Raw genomic sequence first — 16,590 nt, forward strand, 5'->3', positions numbered from 1 at the left:
TCTTTCTCCGTATAGACCGTGTAGACGCTTATCAGGCGGAAGATGAGGTAAAGCGTATAGTGGAAGAAGCGTTCCTTCTCCGCCTCGTCCTTCTTAGCGCGCATTGAGTATGGGATACTGGCGAGAAAAGAAGTAAACAGCTTGCGGAGTTGTTCCAAATCGCCTTGACGCATGGAAACAACCACACTCCGTATCCAGCCGCCCAGGTTTTCCTGAGGCTGCAAATAACTGGAAGCAACCAACGATACAAAGCCGCTCTTCACCTCATTGTTCGGGAAGTCGAGCAGGAATGTACCGAAATCACTGTCGTAGCCCTTGATGGTCAAGTATCCGCTCTGGTAAATCATCGGCAGGGGCTTTTCCACATCCGCCTTATAATCGACAAATTCCTTGTCCTCGTAATATTTGCCAGTCATTCCGTTCAGGTCCTCCTGCGTATGGTTCAGCAGGCGGACCAGATAAGTGGGTGTGCCGCTGGAGAACCAATAGTCACGGAGTGCCTTTTTGGCAAATGCGTTCAGCAGGCTGAACGGATTGTACACATCCGTCAGGTTGCCGCTGAAGTGATAGCCGTCATACCGGTGCTTCAGCATGTCCAGCATCCCTTCTTCAGTAACCTTATATTTTGTAGCCAATGCCTTGATAGGCTCGGCAAAATAACGCTCCAGCTCTTCCTGTGTGATGCCGCAAAGCGTTTCATACTGCTCGTCCATGCTGATGTCGCTCGGCTGGTTGAACCCGCTGAACACACTTACCTGAGAGAACTTGGTCACGCCCGTCAGCAGCACGAACTGAAGGTCTTCATCCGCCAATTTAAAGGTGGAATAGAAACTCTTTAATATTTCCCTATGGATGTCTTCCAGCAAACGTTCCTTCCCGTCTATCGTGGCCGTGTATCCCGTATCCAGCACATCGAGTATGGGCTTGTCGTATTCGTCTACCAGCACCACGCACCGCCTGCCGTACCGCTTGTGCGCCTGCTGCAGCACGTAGGCAAACCGCTTGCCTATATCCTCAAATTCTGTAGTTCGCCCGTATTCCTTTTCCCATGTGCCGACCGTACCTCCTATGATATCATCCAGTTTGCCCGATCTTGTAAAGTCAGTCCCGTTGAAGTCGATATGGAACACGGGGTATTCCGCCCACTCCGTCTCCAACCTGTCAATGGCAAGCCCCTTGAACAGTTCTTTCCGCCCTTGGAAATAGCATTTCAGGGTAGAGACCAGCAGGCTCTTGCCGAACCGGCGCGGACGGCTCAGGAAATAAATCTTTCCTCCTTTTACCAGCCGGTAAACCAGGCCGGTCTTGTCGACATACACATAACCGTCTTCTATAATCTGGTCAAAGCTTTGGATTCCTATAGGGTATTTCATCATACAGTGCGTTTTATGATTTACGCAAAGAAACAAAATTATTCTGAGACAGGCAAGAAATGGCATCCTTCAATCTAAGCAACGTATCTAATCTTTTTTATAGCGGGGCATCAGGCAGATGAGCAGGACGACAAAAACTTTTTTAGGATGTGTTTTCATACGATTTTAAGGTCGAGCATAAATAAAAAAAGCGACTCGAAAGAGCCGCTTTTTTTATTTATAGAGTAATCAAAGTAGATTATTCGCCTACTTGGATAGTTACAGGAACCTTCACTTGCAGTTTATAACCCCAAGCATCAGTTACTGTTACAGGAACTTGTACAGTCTGTGTATTCGACAACGAACGTCCTTGTACCACGAAGTAACCGTCAGCTACACCATCTTTAGTTGACGTTGCAGGATAAGCTGTAATCTTATCGATGTATTTATCGTCATCTTGTCCTAAGCCTACGGTCTTGATTTGCGGGTTCTTATGCCAGCCTTCTTGTGTCGTGCCGTTACCTTCTATAGCAGTGCCTTTGGCAACATCCGGAACGATAGAATATTGGTTACCGTTGTAGTCGAAACCTGCAACTTGGTCACCTGTGATTCGGGCACCGTTTACAAAGTCGTTAGCCTTGACAGTGATGCTTGACGAACCAAGCGGGCTGATTGTACCTTCTACAATCGGGCTCTTGATGGTAATCTTGAATGTGAACGTATTATCACCGCTATTAGCCGCATACTTCCAGCCTTCGTAGTTGTCTTTCGTCGCGTTGATAATCAAGTCTGCACCGTAACCCAATTCGAATTGGCTGTTCTGTTTCTTGTCAGATTTCAGTGTTGCAATCTTTTGAGTCGGGTCAATGGCATTCAAAACACCCTCAGTAGTATAGTTCTTTCCACCATCGGTTACAACAGTAGTCTTGTTATCCAACTTGTAAGTAACAGCATCAGGTACTTGACGGAAGTATCTTGTCAATTCAATATTCTTATCATCACCGTAGAAGTAAGCATTGATGACATCACCTACCAGATAACCTTCTCTGATAGAGAACAAGTCGCTCAATGAAGGAGCAGTGAACTTAACCGGAATAATGCTAGAGTTCAATGTCTTTCCATCCTTAGACTTGTAAGTTACTTCCAAGTAGTAAGTCTTATCAAGCTCAACTCCGGCAGCGGCAGCCTTCGAATTATCAATAGCAACCGTCACGTTAGTAGCTTTGTTCACATCGGTAGTAGCCTGGCCATTAGCGTCCACAAATTTAGGAGTGAACAATCCTCCCATTACATTGGCAACTTCTTCTTTTAACGTGTTATTTTCATACTTCTTATACAATTTGAATGTATTTTGAGAAGCAGCCAAATCTACGTTCAGCATCCAAGTCTCGAGGTTAGCCAAACCATTCTTCATGGTAGCAAGATCGAAGCCGAATCTCGCCTTGCCATCATAGTCCTTTTCAGATATATTCTTCGTAATTTCAGCATATTCGCCTGCAGAAGGAATGTTGCTTGTCAAGCTGATGGTAATGGTAGTCTTGTGAACATTACCGTCATTAGCAGCTGTGTAGACATCCATATTAAATTTAGCTTCCAAAGAAGAAGAATCCGGGTTTCTGCCTACCGTAAAGGTCGGAGCACCGTTTGCGCCGAACTGCACGTTGTATGCGCTCTTCACTTCATCGGATACTACAAAATACATATCATACAATGCGGAAGGATCACCTGCAACAACGGTATAAGTTTCTCCTGTATTAACCTTATATGTTTTGCCAGTAGTACCTACTGATACTGGAGTAGCAGTACCTTCTTCTGCTCCGTTTACATTAATGGTTTCCAATTTTTCACCATTCACCTCAGAAATCTCAACATTATAATCGCTACGGACTGAACGGTCTGCATTGACAGCGAAAGTAGCTTTGTCCTTGTAAGTAGCGATTGCGTTATCTAACGCTTGAGCATCGTTTTTGCTAAGAACAACATTGTTCATTTTCAACGTATACAAGCCGTTGCCAAATGCTCTTGAATTAACTAAATCCTTGTATTCCGAAGCTTGCAGGGTGACGTTGCTCAATACATAATTGTTGCTTGCAACCAAGGTGTATTCCACATCCGTTCCGTCAATTTCTACAGGATTAATGCGCAAGCCCAATTGGCTGGTAGAGTAAACGACAGAGTTGTCAGCAGGCAATGTTTTTGTTCCACCCCAGTTGGACGCACTATTCATTCCTGTGTTGTTCTTTTTGAATGTGAATTTGGTTTTATATATATCCAACTGATTAGATGAAACTTTGCCACCAAGGTCTGTCAATTCGATATCAGTGATAGAGGCACCTGCGCCCGGCAAGAAAATGCCTTCTGAAATCATTTCACCGTTTGCATCCGGCAAATAAAGGGTATAACCACCATTGGACTCTACAGCGTATGCGGCACCCACAGCCTTGTAAGCAGATTTTTCCGCAGTACCTTCTTCATTGTAGAAATACCAATAGCCGTCTTCGCCGATGTAAGGCGATTTGATTTTTGTGGTTTCCTCATCAGCTACAGCTTTGTATTCGCTCTTTTCGCCATCAAAGCACCAGTAGCCATCTTCACTGATAGTAATCTGGGTACCCGGAGCACCGGCAGCACCTGTAGCACCTGCAGCGCCATCAGCACCATCCTGTCCGTTTACGATAGTAAATGACTGGCCGTCAGAGATGGTCACCGTAAATCCGCCTTCTACAGGAGTAACGCTTTGAATCCATTTTCCTGCGCTAATCTGAGCCTGCAAGTCCTCGAGGTCGGCCTTCACGCCGTCCACCTGTTCCTGCAGATTGCTGATGTCATCATCATAATCTTTACAAGAGGTAAAAGTTCCTGCCGAAGCGAACAAAAGCGCTCCGAACAGCAGTGCACTTAAATACTTTTTTCTCATAACAAATAAAATTTAATTTATAAATTAAAAAACTCAAATCGTTCTAACTCAGGTCTTTACAAGTACAACTATATTCTGGAGAGAACGGGCGGAAAGCCCCGTCAGTAGCCGCGCCGGCTACTGACCAAACAATAGCGTAACGCCCCTATCTTCAGAATAAAGCAGTTTTGCCATAGAACTCTAGTCTTCTCTACTCATGCAGGAATCCATATCCGGATATGAATCCTTCACTTTGGAAAAGGTTTTCATTCACATTTTTTGTTTTAGAAGACAACTTTCAAGGCACAAATGTAAAGGTTTTATTTTATACACAATCATTATCTTACTAAAAACTTCTATTAAATTTGCATTTATTAACAGGGTAACGAAAACAAAGCACAGAAAAAGGGAGGTTGTGCAACGTTTTTGTCATATTCATCTTGTTTTTCTCCCGATTTATCACCCAATCGGCTCTCCTTATTATATATTATAATAATGTTTTGCGCTTAGGGAACCTTGCGCCTTTCGCTTTTCTGTACAAATGGATGTAAAGGAAGCATTCCATCTTATAAGAAGCTAATGCGAATCAGGAGTCAAACGTAGTTATGTTCACAGGAGTTACCACTTCGTTCAAGAGTTAAAGCCCAATAAATAGTCCTACTTCTGAAAACACTGCAAGAGGTATTGGTATCTAACTCCCAGCCCGCCAAGTGGGCGATAACGGCTATAACTCCCTTTTAACTCCTGATTCGCATAATTGATTGATTTCTTCTTCGGTCAATTTCGTATATTTCATGATTTTAGCGATAGGTTCGTTGTCGGCTTTCATTTCTAGTGCCGTTTCAATCGCTTTTCTCTTCTCACCTTTCTCAATGCCAATCTTTTCGCCTTTCTCAAGTCCTTCTTTATGCCCTTTTTTAAAGCCTTTCTTTTCGCCTTTCAATTCAGCTGTATCTATTGTGTTTTTCCAATCACGGTAGACTTTCAAGCTTTCCTCGTAAGCATCGTATTCCACTTTCGTGAACTTGGCTATCTCCGCAGTTTCGAAAAGACGGGTGAAGATACGTTCCTGCAACGCTTTGGGACGTTCCATCAGGCGGGAAAGGTTGCGCAGGACGAAAAGCCATTTCTCGAACATCCCATTCAGTTCGTCTTCCGACTTGTTGAACTTCGGCATTTCCAAATAGATGAAGGTCAGCTTGTCGTAGAACACATCCTTGGTTTCTACATCCAACAGCTGTACCTCGTGGTGGTAATAATTGTCATGCACTTTGTCGAACTTGAAATTCAAGATGCCAATGACATAGACGGCTTTCAGCCGGTAGTTCCACTCTCCTTTCTGTCCCTGTTCGCGGATGGGGAAAGTGGCATAGTAAAGGCTACGATCCTTGAAGAACTGCTGTTCGCCACGTTGCATCTCCACCAGTATCTTTTCGCCATTTTCGTTCTCGCAATACACGTCGAACACTGCCTTGCGGTCGGACTCGCCCGTGCCAAGGTGTTCCGTGTTGAGATAAGTCAGGTCTTTCACCACCTCCTTGCCATGGAGCAGACTGTTGATGAAGCTGATGAGCAGGTCTTTGTTGATTTCGGTGCCGAACAGTTTCTTGAAACCGAAATCGGTGTACGGATTGACATAACGGTCTTTTAAGTATCTCATGTCCATAATGTGTAATTATTAAGGGTGTGACTCTTTACAAAATGCCCCATTTCATACCGTGCATTTTTTAAAATTCTTTGCAAATTCCAGCGAAATGGAATTTTCCGTACTGCGGCATGCCTCACTTCCGAATGCCAGTCCACAGGCTATGATGTCATCCCAATCTTTTTGGCATAGGCTATCAAGATCGGAACGGCGGACACGGTTTTCTATCAGTCCGTATACAATGCCTGCATTGAAATTATCGCCGGCTCCAATCGTGCTTACGGTTTCGACCTTCGGCACCGGATATGTATTGGAGTATTGGCGGGTAAACAGACGGACATCGTGTGCTCCATCGGTATAAATAAACGGATTGCAATAAAAAGCCACTTTCTGACGATAAACTTCCTCGGCACGGTCCAGTCCGAACATAAACCGGAAATCTTCGGACGAGCCACGCAGGATATCAGCATATTCGAAGTTTTCAAGAATGGTAGGCATCAATTTGATAGCTTCATTGGCATGCGTACTCCGGAAGTTTACATCGTAGTAAATGATAGCTCCCCGCTCGCGTGCCAGTTCGAGCAGTTCTTTCACCTTGTCTCTCAATACCGGTGTGACGGCAAAATATGAACCAATCATAACAATGTCATCCGCCTGAATATCGGGCATAGTCACATCTAACCGTTGACGCGGATAGTCTTTGTAGAAAATATACTCGGCATCGTTGTTCTCATTGAGAAAAGCCAGAGATACAGGTGATTTCCCATCTGGAAAGACATTGACATTGTCTGTACGCACACCATTGGCACGCATATTATCCAGAATCATGCTGCCTACCCTGTCATTTCCGGTTTCGCTGATAAATGTTACATCCATTCCCATTCTTCCCAGTGAAATCATTGCGTTGTATACCGATCCTCCCGGTACAGCCGCCTGTGGCTGTCCGTTGCGGAACAAAATATCCAAAATCGTTTCTCCTATACCTATTACTTTTCTCATAGTTGTAAGTTTTTGAGTTTGTAAGTTCTTGAGTTCTTGGGTTTTTGAGTTCTTGAGTTCTTGAGTTTGTAAGTCCTTTCATTTTTAGGTTGAAGCTTGACAGATGCGTAAAAACTTACAAACTTATAAACTTAAAAACTCAAGAACTTAAAAATCTGATATTTACTTACTTAATTCGCGCGAACGTTCTCCCAGATAACCGCCGTGATGGCGCTTGCTATACTCTTCAATGGTAAATCCTGTACGTTTCATGGTTTCTACTACAAGAATATCGCCTATTACCGTCATAACTGTAGTAGAAGTAGTAGGGGTCATGCCCAATGGGCAAACTTCGTCAGGATGTCCGGTAGCAATACAGATATCAGCAGCTTCGGCCAGCGGACTATCCGGATTTCCAGTAATGACAATCTTTTTCAGGTTAGGGTTCAAGCCTTTAGCCAAATCTGTCAATTCGATGATTTCGCGTGTTTTTCCCGAATTAGAGATAAGCAAGAGCAAGTCATTTTCTTGCAAAATACCCAAATCGCCATGTTGTGCTTCACTGGGATGTAAGAAGACAGCCGGTATGCCGGTGGAGCAGAAAGTCGTAGCAATGTTCATGGCTATCTGTCCGGCTTTTCCCATGCCGCTGGTAACCAGTTTCCCTTTTTTCTGATGCACCTGTTCTACAATCAGGCAAACAGCCTTGTCGTATGCATCCGTTACTGGAATATCGAGTACAGCTTGCGCTTCACGGCGCAACAATTCGTGAATGGAATCCATCTTTAAATAATTAATAATGAATAATTAACAATTAAGTTCCTGGGTTTGTAAGCTGTTGAGTTCTTTCAGTTTTAAACTTGCAAACTCAAGAACTTACAAGCTAATGCGGACTTTATTTCAAAAGTTCGGTCAGCTCTTCAAACGTGTTTGCCACTTTATAGTATTGCCTCAACGGATGATGAGCAAAACGGGCTTTTTCCAGCCGGTCGAAAAAGTGCAAAATATCATCCCAGAAGCCGTTGATATTATAAAATATAACCTGCTTGCTATGATAACCGATAGTAGCTGATGCCATGACATGAAATATTTCATCCAGCGTACCTATACCGCCCGGCAATGCCACCATCACTTCAGCCTCTTGCAACATCGTATCCTTCCGGTCGCTCAAGTTAAAGGTGCGGAATGTCACATCCAGCTTATCGCTTACCATTCCACGTTCCTCCAGTCTGGTAGGCACGACACCCATAATCATTGCCCCTTTTTCTTTGGCAGCATCTGCAACGGCTTCCATCAGCCCGCTGCTGGAACCACCATATATCAGCCATTTACGATGTTCGCCCATCCACTCACCCAGTTCTTTGGCTTTCTCTGCATAAATCGGGTCGATTGCATCGGATGCAGAACAAAATAACGCTATCTTATTCATAGTCTTTTTAGTTGACAAGTTGACGAGGTAACAAGTTTACAAGGCTCTGAATAGTTTTACTAAAGGTATTTAAAACCTTGTCAACTGGTTAACTTGTCAACTCGTTACCTTATTAATTTCCTGCAAATATCTGTATTTTTTCTGCAAAAGCAATGAGTATTATTGTATTTTTGCACCCAAAATAAGTAGAAAACAGAAAATGACGACTTATCAAACTGCCACTTTACCCAATGGAATACGTATCATTCATGAACCGAATCCTATCAATGTGGCTTATTGCGGCTATGCAGTAAATGCCGGAACACGTGACGAGCGCAAAGATGAACAAGGCATGGCGCACTTTGTAGAGCATCTGATATTCAAAGGAACACGCAAACGGCACGCCTGGCATATCCTGAACCGTATGGAGAATGTGGGTGGTGACTTGAATGCCTATACCAATAAAGAAGAAACGGTGATTTACAGTGCTTTCTTAAAAGAGGACTTTCTGCGTGCCGCCGAACTGCTGACCGACATTGTGTTCAACAGCACCTTCCCGCAAAATGAAATAGAGAAAGAAGTAGAAGTGATCATTGACGAGATACAGAGCTACGAAGATAGCCCGGCAGAACTGATATTCGATGACTTCGAAGAACTGATTTTTCCTAACCACCCGTTGGGACGCAACATTTTAGGCAAACCTGACCAATTACGCAATTTTCAGAGCGAAGATGCCATGAACTTTGTACACCGTTATTACAAACCCGACAATCTTATCTTCTTTGTACAAGGCAACCTGGACTTTCACCGCATCGTACATGCCATGGAAAAGCTTACGGCAGACATACCTTTCGGAAAAGTGGAGAACTATCTCCGCCAGGCACCGGATACCTATCGCCCACGCAAACTTATCCTGCATAAAGACACACATCAGGCACACGTAATGATAGGCGGACGTGGTTATCATGCTTATGACGAACGTCGGACAGGACTTTATCTGCTAAACAATATTTTAGGCGGACCAGGTATGAACAGTCGGCTGAATGTTACTCTGCGCGAACGGAAAGGACTGGTATACAGCGTAGAGTCAAGCCTGACTTCCTATACTGATACCGGTACGTTCTGCATTTATTTCGGATGCGATCCTAAAGATACAGATGTATGTATCGAGCTGGTACAGAAAGAACTGCGTAAGTTGCGGGAAGAACCTCTCACCTCTTCACGTCTGAATGCAGCCAAGAAACAAATCATCGGCCAAATCGGCGTAGCAAGTGATAATTTCGAAAACAATGCCCTTGATATGGCAAAATGCTTCCTTCATTATAAGCATTATGATTCGAAAGAAGAATTGTTCCACCGTATTGAAGCCCTCACAGCATCGCAGTTGCAAGATATTGCCAATGAAATGTTTGCAGAAGATTATCTTTCCACATTGATTTATACATAGCTTCTGCAAGCTTCCCAACCGTCTTGAAACGATAAAAGATATAAGTGCGCCGGCAAACGCATATAAGTCCATCCGCTGTAAGATTATTAATCTTCAGGCTGCAAGATTATTAATCTTACAAGCGGAAGATTATTAATCTTACACCAGACTAAGTTATCTGCACATTTATTCATGATTGGCACAAAGCCCCCTCAAACGAACATAGGTGATACGACTGACTCACTTATGTGAAACGCCCGAGGCACTTATGTTAAACGGTCTACTCACTTATGTTCATCAAGAGGTATGCTTAAATATCGTCAGGTGAAAAGCAGATAAAGAAAGCCTTCCAATGCTCCGACATGTTACCGTCACACAAAAACTTACAAACTCACAAACTTAAAAGCCTTAAGAACTTAAAAATAATTCGTACCTTTGCGCACAAAGTAAAAAACAAACGCACAAAGATATACACATGAAAATAGAAGACAAACTTACAGCTTCCGTCATCGACGGAGTGAAGAAGCTGTACGGAGCGGAGATTACCCCCGCCATGGTGCAGTTGCAAAAGACGAAGAAAGAGTTTGCGGGCCACTTGACAGTGGTAGTGTTCCCTTTTCTGAAACTTTCGAAGAAAGGACCGGAACAAACCGGGCAGGAAATCGGAGAATACCTGAAGGCGAACGAACCTGCCATTGCCGACTATAATGTCATCAAAGGATTCCTGAACCTGACGATTGCTTCGGACGTATGGATTGACTTGCTGAACCGCATCCATGCCGATGCGCAATGGGGTATCCGCAAAGCCGACGAGAAGGCTCCGTTGGTGATGATTGAATATTCATCGCCCAATACCAACAAGCCGCTCCACTTGGGACATGTGCGTAACAACCTGCTGGGAAATGCACTTGCCAATATCATGGCTGCCAACGGCAACCGCGTGGTGAAAACCAACATCGTGAACGACCGCGGCATCCACATCTGCAAATCCATGCTGGCATGGCTGAAATACGGCAACGGCGAGACTCCCGAATCATCGGGAAAGAAAGGCGACCACCTGATAGGCGATTACTACGTAGCCTTCGACAAGCACTACAAAGCCGAAGTAGCCGAACTGATGGAAAAGGGAATGAGCAAGGAAGAAGCCGAAGCCCAGTCGCCTTTGATGCAGGAAGCCCGTGAAATGCTCCGCAAATGGGAAGCAGGCGACCCCGAAGTGCGTGCCCTTTGGGAGAAAATGAACAACTGGGTATATGCCGGATTCGATGAAACCTACAAGATGATGGGAGTAAGCTTCGACAAGATTTATTACGAATCGAACACCTATCTGGAAGGGAAAAAGAAAGTGTTGGAAGGTCTGGAAAAAGGTATCTTCTACCGCAAAGAAGACGGTTCGGTATGGGCAGACCTTACCCCCGAAGGACTTGACCAGAAACTGTTGCTCCGTGCCGACGGTACCTCGGTTTACATGACCCAAGACATCGGTACTGCCGAACAGCGCTTTGCCGATTATCCGATAGACAAGATGATATACGTGGTAGGCAACGAACAGAACTACCACTTCCAAGTGCTTTCTATCCTGCTCGACAAGCTGGGATTCGAGTGGGGAAAAGATTTGGTGCACTTCTCTTACGGCATGGTAGAATTGCCCGAAGGAAAGATGAAGAGCCGCGAAGGTACCGTGGTAGATGCCGACGACCTGATGGAAGCCATGATTCAGACTGCTAAGGAAACCAGCAACGAATTGGGCAAACTGGACGGACTGACACAGGAAGAAGCCGATGACATCGCCCGCATCGTAGGATTGGGCGCATTGAAATATTTCATCTTGAAGGTAGATGCGCGCAAGAACATGACCTTTAATCCGAAAGAATCTATCGACTTCAACGGGAATACCGGTCCTTTCATCCAATACACGTATGCCCGTATCCAGTCCATCCTGCGCAAGGCAGCCGAAGCCGGCATCACGATTCCGGTGGTTATCCCGGCCGGCATGGAACTGACGGCAAAAGAAGAAGGACTGATTCAGATGCTTGCAGATTTTACGGCTACCGTAGCTCAGGCAGGTACCGACTATAACCCGTCTATCCTTGCCAACTACGCTTACGACTTGGTAAAAGAATACAACCAGTTCTACCACGACTTCAGCATCCTGCGCGAAGAAAACGAAGCGTTGAAAATCTTCCGCCTTGCCCTGAGCCAGAACGTGGGCAAGATTGTGAAAGAAGCCATGGGATTGCTGGGCATCGAAGTGCCTGAACGCATGTAAGAAACAGCTTCACAACAGATTACACAGATTAAAAAATTGATTGAAAATCTGTGTAATCTGTGGTGAAAAAAGAAATTATATGGGAAAGAAGAAATTTTACGTGGTGTGGAAAGGCGTAGAACCAGGTGTGTACGACTCGTGGACAGATTGTCAGCTACAGATTAAAGGCTATAAGGGTGCGCTCTATAAATCGTTTGATACACGTGAAGAAGCAGAAAAGGCATTGGTTACCCCTCCGCACCATTACCTGCAGCCCCATAAAGAAACGGCAAACCAATCTCTTGAAAAACGCTTGCCTTCCGGTTTCGACCTGAATTGCCTTGCCGTAGATGCGGCATGCAGCGGTAATCCAGGCCCGATGGAATACCGGGGTGTGTACCTGTTGACGGGGCAGGAAATCTTTCACTTCGGTCCCGTCTATGGTACGAATAACATCGGCGAATTCCTTGCCATCGTACATGCCCTTGCTTTGTTAAAACAAAAGAACATCTCCATGCCTGTCTATTCGGATAGCCGGAACGCCTTGAGCTGGGTGAAGCAAAAGAAATGCAAAACCAAACTGGAGCGTACGGCAAAGACCGAAGAATTGTTTCGCCTGATAGAACGTGCCGAAAAATGGTTGCGTGAACATACATACAACACTCCCTTACACAAATGGGAAACCGAACTCTGGGGCGAGGTTCCTGCCGATTTCGGACGCAAATAGGGAATGAACTGACAAGTTTACAAAGGGGCAGGTTCGTTTTTGTGAGAAATTTCTGAAAGTGATGAAAAGCTTGTCAACGGAAATATTGCCAATTTAAAAAGAAGAACAAATGAAAAAAAGACTTGCTTATCTTACGGGCTTTTTTGCTTTGATACTGCTATTTTTTATAGTTCAGAAGCCCGGCTTTATGTTTTATAATGATGCTGTAGGGCGAGGTATACCTATGCTTGATTATTTTAAAGTGATGTGGCACGGCATCAGCCTCGATGCAGCAACTACAGGATATCTTACTGCCCTGCCGTGGCTGGTAATCAGCATCAGCATTTGGTTCAAACATTTCCCGCTCCGGAAGATAATCGTCATTTATTACATATTTATCAGCCTTATCATAGCAACTATCTTTGTAGGCGACATGTGCCTGTATCCATTCTGGAATTTTAAACTTGATGTATCAGTATTCTTCTATTTGGAATCACCCAAAAATGCAGCCGCCAGTGTCTCTATAGGGTTTATCACTCTTCGCATATTAATCATACTTTTACTTGCCGGCATCATGTGCTGGGTATTGTATTATTTTACACCCCGCTGCCTGCCCTATGTGCGGAAGAGACTCGCAGCTACATTAAGTACTCTTTTAATAGGAGGCTTACTTTTTCTCATTATACGAGGGGGCGTAAGTGAATCGACCAGCAATATCGGACAAGTATATTTCTGCAACGATGAATTTTTAAATCATTCAGCTGTCAATCCGGCTTTCAGCTTGCTGGCATCCATCAGCAAGACCAAAGACTATGCCAGCCAGTACGACTATTTCGATGAAGCAGAACGCAAAACCTTATTCGACGGGCTATATCCTACGAAAGGCAAGAATACAGTAGAATTGCTCAACACCCATCGTCCTAATATACTGATTATCTTGATGGAAGGATTCGGAGCTACCATGATAGAATCACTGGGTGGCACAAAAGGTGCCAGCCCGAATATTGACCGCCTGGCGAAAGAAGGCATTTGGTTTACACATTGCTATGCAAACAGTTTCCGTACCGACCGTGGAACCATTTGTGCTCTAAGCGGTTATCAAAGCTTTCCAGACCTGTCTGTCATGAAAATACCAGCCAAAAGCCGTACACTGCCATCCATTGCAGGAAAGCTGGTGAAAGAAGGTTATCATACCGATTTTTTGTATGGAGGAGACATCAATTTCACCAATATGAAAAGCTACCTGTTGCAAAGCGGTTACCAGAAACTGACCGCAGATGTCGATTTCCCGATGAATCAGCATCAAAATGCATGGGGAGTGAATGACGACATCACTTTCGACCACTTGTTTCAGATGCTGACAGAACGGCAGGAAACACCATGGCACACAACTTTCCTCACCCTGAGCAGCCATGAACCTTTCGAAGTGCCTTACCATCGTCTGCCAGAAGCAAAACCAAATGCTTTTGCTTTCACCGACCATTGTTTGGGAGAATTTGTCGAAAAACTGAAACAAACACCCATATGGAAAGATTTATTGATAATATGCCTGTCTGATCATGGATTTTATTATCCGGACAATAGTGGCCATGGACACGACGAGCGTATCCACCATATTCCGATGCTGTGGTTGGGAGGTTCTGTAAAACAACCGATGGTAATTGACTGCATCATGAACCAGACAGACCTTGCAGCGACATTATTGGCACAATTAGGCATTGATCATAGTGAATTCAACTTCAGCCGTAACGTCTTGGGAACGGAATATACATATCCTTTCGCCTACTGGAGTTTTGGTGGTGGTTATGCATTTGCCGACAGCACTGGAGTTACTGTAATGGACTTAAATGCAGACCGTCCGATGATAGAACGCCCATCATCCAACACCAACCGCATTTTGCGCGGAAAAGCCATCTTACAAAGTTCATACGATGACATAGGTGCACGCTGAATATTAGCTTCCACGCAGGAAAGGATTATCCGATTTCGGAAAGAAGACAGTCCTCTCCTGCGAGGCATATTCTTGTTGTTACGTTTGCCTGTACCCATAATATTCCTATTTGACTAATTCGAAAACAGTTTCATAATAATTGGTGCACTTGATAAAATATAAATTGAATATCCGCAAACATCCCATGTAGGGGCGAAATACAGATATTCATTACATACAAACGCAGAGAAAACTTTAGAAGCTGTTTTGAATTTCTCCAAAAAGTTTTTCTTGGCTTGATGTATTCGTTTTCGTGTGTGCTTTGGGCGGTTTTTTGGTCCTTTTCGCTCCTGTTCTTCGTCAGATAGCCCGCTATCTTCCTCATCACAGAAGCGAAAATGCCTCAAAAACTCATCCCAAATCATCGCACGATAAATTCAAAACAGCTTCTTATTCATCACAGAAAAACAGCATCAATTTTATCGTAAAGTTAATCTATATTAAACAATATTTTATTGTAATTTTTTCATACAAATATCATTTCCTGCAAGGCTCATTTCAATCTTTTGCCTTCTCCTTTCATTCAACTTCCTGACTACAAAACCGGCACATATCCGGCACATTTAGTTAACGAATCCTAATACAATTCGAATACACTCCTATAAATCAGCCGTTTACAAACAATTCGTCAGTAGCCGGCGCGGTTACAAGCCTGAGTGGAAACAGGCAGATACAAAAGGTAAAGCAGGACTTGCAAAGACCTGAGTTAGAACGATTTGAGTTTTTTAATTTATAAATTAAATTTTATTTGTTATGAGAAAAAAGTATTTAAGTGCACTGCTGTTCGGAGCGCTTTTGTTCGCTTCAACAGGAACTTTTACTTCATGTAAGGATTACGATGACGACATCAGCAACTTGCAGACACAAATCAACGATGTAAAGACTGCTATTTCTGAATTGCAGGCTAAAGTTGACGGCGGCAAGTATGTTACTGATGTCGTAAAAGAAGGTGACGGTATCAAAATCACTTGGAACGACAACTCGTCAAGCGTAATCGAAACTATCAAGGGTGCTGACGGTACCATCGTTACTATCGGTGAAAACGGAAACTGGTTCATCGATGGCGTAGACCAAGGCATTTCCGCTAAAGGTGAAAAAGGCGACAAAGGTGACAAGGGTGACCAAGGCGAACAAGGTCCTGCTGGTGAACAAGGTCCTGCCGGTCCTCAAGGTCCTCAAGGAGAAGCTGGTGCTGACGGTCACGATGTACAAATCATCGATGGCTATTGGGCTATTTGGGATGCAGAAAAAGGCGACTATGTTAAGACACAGTCTCTCGCTGGCGGCGTAATCGCTGTAGAAACAGATGGTGGATATAACTTCACTATTACAGATGCAAACGGCGAACAGCAGACTATCTTTGTTCCGACAAGTGCTACAATGGGATATATTGATGTGTTGGGCAATGATATCGCTGAATATCCTACTACTGATGACTTAACCAATATGAAAGCATTGTACGGCATCAACGAAAAAGATGTAGAATACGGTCCTGCTGACTCAAAGAAAACTTTGGCAAAAGGTCTGTACACGACTCTTGACCGTGACTTGATGATTGTTGTTAATCCGCAAGGTACCGATGCATCTGACTATGCTTTCAACTTGACTAACTCAGCTAATCAAGATACTGAACTGAAATTTAAAGATGCAGTTCCATACGAAGGCGTATTGTCAAGAGCAACTTCTGCAAACGGCGTATGGGTTTTGCCGCATGACTTTACCCGTTATGAAGATATTGAAGACGCAAGAACGAAGAACTACCTGTTGTTCAAGGCTAATGATGGTGCTAAGCACGCTTTGTCGTTGACCGCAACGTTGGGCAACACCACCATCAAGACAGCTTATGATTTGGGCGCAAGCTTGAAGAAAATAGGCAAAGTGGAAGTATATCCTAATAATCTGACTAACTGTGCTGTAAATAAGGAATATGTTCCGACTTAT

Annotated in this window: 11 protein-coding genes and 1 pseudogene; 5 read left to right on the plus strand and 7 right to left on the minus strand. The window is 44.0% G+C overall.

Annotated elements, in window-relative coordinates; all coding sequences use genetic code 11:
• From B5F25_RS19120 to B5F25_RS19145, 6 genes are all read right to left on the minus strand, one after another.
• Positions 1 to 1,373 (minus strand): AAA family ATPase (locus B5F25_RS19120; protein WP_241148448.1); only part of this gene is annotated, 1,373 nt, incomplete at its 3' end.
• Between the two features lie 238 nt (positions 1,374 to 1,611).
• A complete protein-coding gene (locus tag B5F25_RS19125; RefSeq protein WP_087251498.1) occupies positions 1,612 to 4,269 on the minus strand; it encodes a PL29 family lyase N-terminal domain-containing protein in 2,658 nt (885 codons plus the stop codon).
• A gap of 703 nt (positions 4,270 to 4,972) precedes the next feature.
• A complete protein-coding gene (locus B5F25_RS19130) occupies positions 4,973 to 5,914 on the minus strand; it encodes an Rpn family recombination-promoting nuclease/putative transposase (RefSeq protein WP_087251499.1) in 942 nt (313 codons plus the stop codon).
• 45 nt (positions 5,915 to 5,959) lie between these two features.
• On the minus strand, positions 5,960 to 6,892 hold the full coding sequence (locus B5F25_RS19135; RefSeq protein ID WP_087251500.1) for a carbohydrate kinase: 933 nt from the start codon (positions 6,890 to 6,892) through the stop codon (positions 5,960 to 5,962).
• A 162-nt stretch (positions 6,893 to 7,054) separates the two neighbouring features.
• Entirely contained in the window at positions 7,055 to 7,654 is a 600-nt protein-coding gene (locus B5F25_RS19140; protein WP_022038633.1) for an SIS domain-containing protein, read from the minus strand.
• A gap of 112 nt (positions 7,655 to 7,766) precedes the next feature.
• Positions 7,767 to 8,300 (minus strand): TIGR00730 family Rossman fold protein, encoded by a 534-nt coding sequence (locus B5F25_RS19145; RefSeq protein ID WP_087212274.1) that lies wholly within the window; start codon positions 8,298 to 8,300, stop codon positions 7,767 to 7,769.
• 199 nt (positions 8,301 to 8,499) lie between these two features.
• Here B5F25_RS19145 and B5F25_RS19150 point away from each other — a divergent pair, with 199 nt between their 5' ends.
• The 4 genes from B5F25_RS19150 (at position 8,500) to B5F25_RS19165 (ending at position 14,610) form a co-directional block, all read left to right on the plus strand.
• The gene (locus B5F25_RS19150) at positions 8,500 to 9,726 is read left to right on the plus strand and encodes a pitrilysin family protein (protein WP_087251501.1); all 1,227 of its coding nucleotides are present in this window, start codon (positions 8,500 to 8,502) and stop codon (positions 9,724 to 9,726) included.
• A 454-nt stretch (positions 9,727 to 10,180) separates the two neighbouring features.
• On the plus strand, positions 10,181 to 11,974 hold the full coding sequence (argS, locus tag B5F25_RS19155) for an arginine--tRNA ligase (RefSeq protein WP_087251502.1): 1,794 nt from the start codon (positions 10,181 to 10,183) through the stop codon (positions 11,972 to 11,974).
• Positions 11,975 to 12,053: 79 nt separating this feature from the next.
• Positions 12,054 to 12,680, plus strand: a complete 627-nt coding sequence (locus B5F25_RS19160; protein ID WP_087212264.1) for a ribonuclease H family protein — start codon at positions 12,054 to 12,056, stop codon at positions 12,678 to 12,680.
• Between the two features lie 109 nt (positions 12,681 to 12,789).
• A complete protein-coding gene (locus tag B5F25_RS19165; RefSeq protein ID WP_087251503.1) occupies positions 12,790 to 14,610 on the plus strand; it encodes an alkaline phosphatase family protein in 1,821 nt (606 codons plus the stop codon).
• A gap of 113 nt (positions 14,611 to 14,723) precedes the next feature.
• Here B5F25_RS19165 and B5F25_RS19170 read toward each other — a convergent pair whose 3' ends face one another.
• On the minus strand, positions 14,724 to 15,014 hold the full coding sequence (locus B5F25_RS19170) for a hypothetical protein (RefSeq protein WP_162614456.1): 291 nt from the start codon (positions 15,012 to 15,014) through the stop codon (positions 14,724 to 14,726).
• A 388-nt stretch (positions 15,015 to 15,402) separates the two neighbouring features.
• Here B5F25_RS19170 and B5F25_RS19175 point away from each other — a divergent pair.
• Positions 15,403 to 16,590: pseudogene (locus tag B5F25_RS19175) on the plus strand (collagen-like protein); the annotation flags it as partial.

It is taken from the genome of Bacteroides sp. An19 (assembly GCF_002160215.1).
Taxonomy (GTDB): Bacteria; Bacteroidota; Bacteroidia; order Bacteroidales; family Bacteroidaceae; genus Phocaeicola; species Phocaeicola intestinalis.

Excerpts from the sequence above, each read along its gene's own strand:
- B5F25_RS19125 (WP_087251498.1), bottom strand. The coding sequence starts at position 4,269 with ATGAGAAAAAAGTATTTAAGTGCACTGCTGTTCGGAGCGCTTTTGTTC.
- B5F25_RS19140 (WP_022038633.1), bottom strand. The coding sequence starts at position 7,654 with ATGGATTCCATTCACGAATTGTTGCGCCGTGAAGCGCAAGCTGTACTC.
- argS (WP_087251502.1), top strand. The coding sequence starts at position 10,181 with ATGAAAATAGAAGACAAACTTACAGCTTCCGTCATCGACGGAGTGAAG.
- B5F25_RS19130 (WP_087251499.1), bottom strand. The coding sequence starts at position 5,914 with ATGGACATGAGATACTTAAAAGACCGTTATGTCAATCCGTACACCGAT.
- B5F25_RS19160 (WP_087212264.1), top strand. The coding sequence starts at position 12,054 with ATGGGAAAGAAGAAATTTTACGTGGTGTGGAAAGGCGTAGAACCAGGT.
- B5F25_RS19150 (WP_087251501.1), top strand. The coding sequence starts at position 8,500 with ATGACGACTTATCAAACTGCCACTTTACCCAATGGAATACGTATCATT.
- B5F25_RS19145 (WP_087212274.1), bottom strand. The coding sequence starts at position 8,300 with ATGAATAAGATAGCGTTATTTTGTTCTGCATCCGATGCAATCGACCCG.
- B5F25_RS19165 (WP_087251503.1), top strand. The coding sequence starts at position 12,790 with ATGAAAAAAAGACTTGCTTATCTTACGGGCTTTTTTGCTTTGATACTG.
- B5F25_RS19170 (WP_162614456.1), bottom strand. The coding sequence starts at position 15,014 with ATGATTTGGGATGAGTTTTTGAGGCATTTTCGCTTCTGTGATGAGGAA.
- B5F25_RS19135 (WP_087251500.1), bottom strand. The coding sequence starts at position 6,892 with ATGAGAAAAGTAATAGGTATAGGAGAAACGATTTTGGATATTTTGTTC.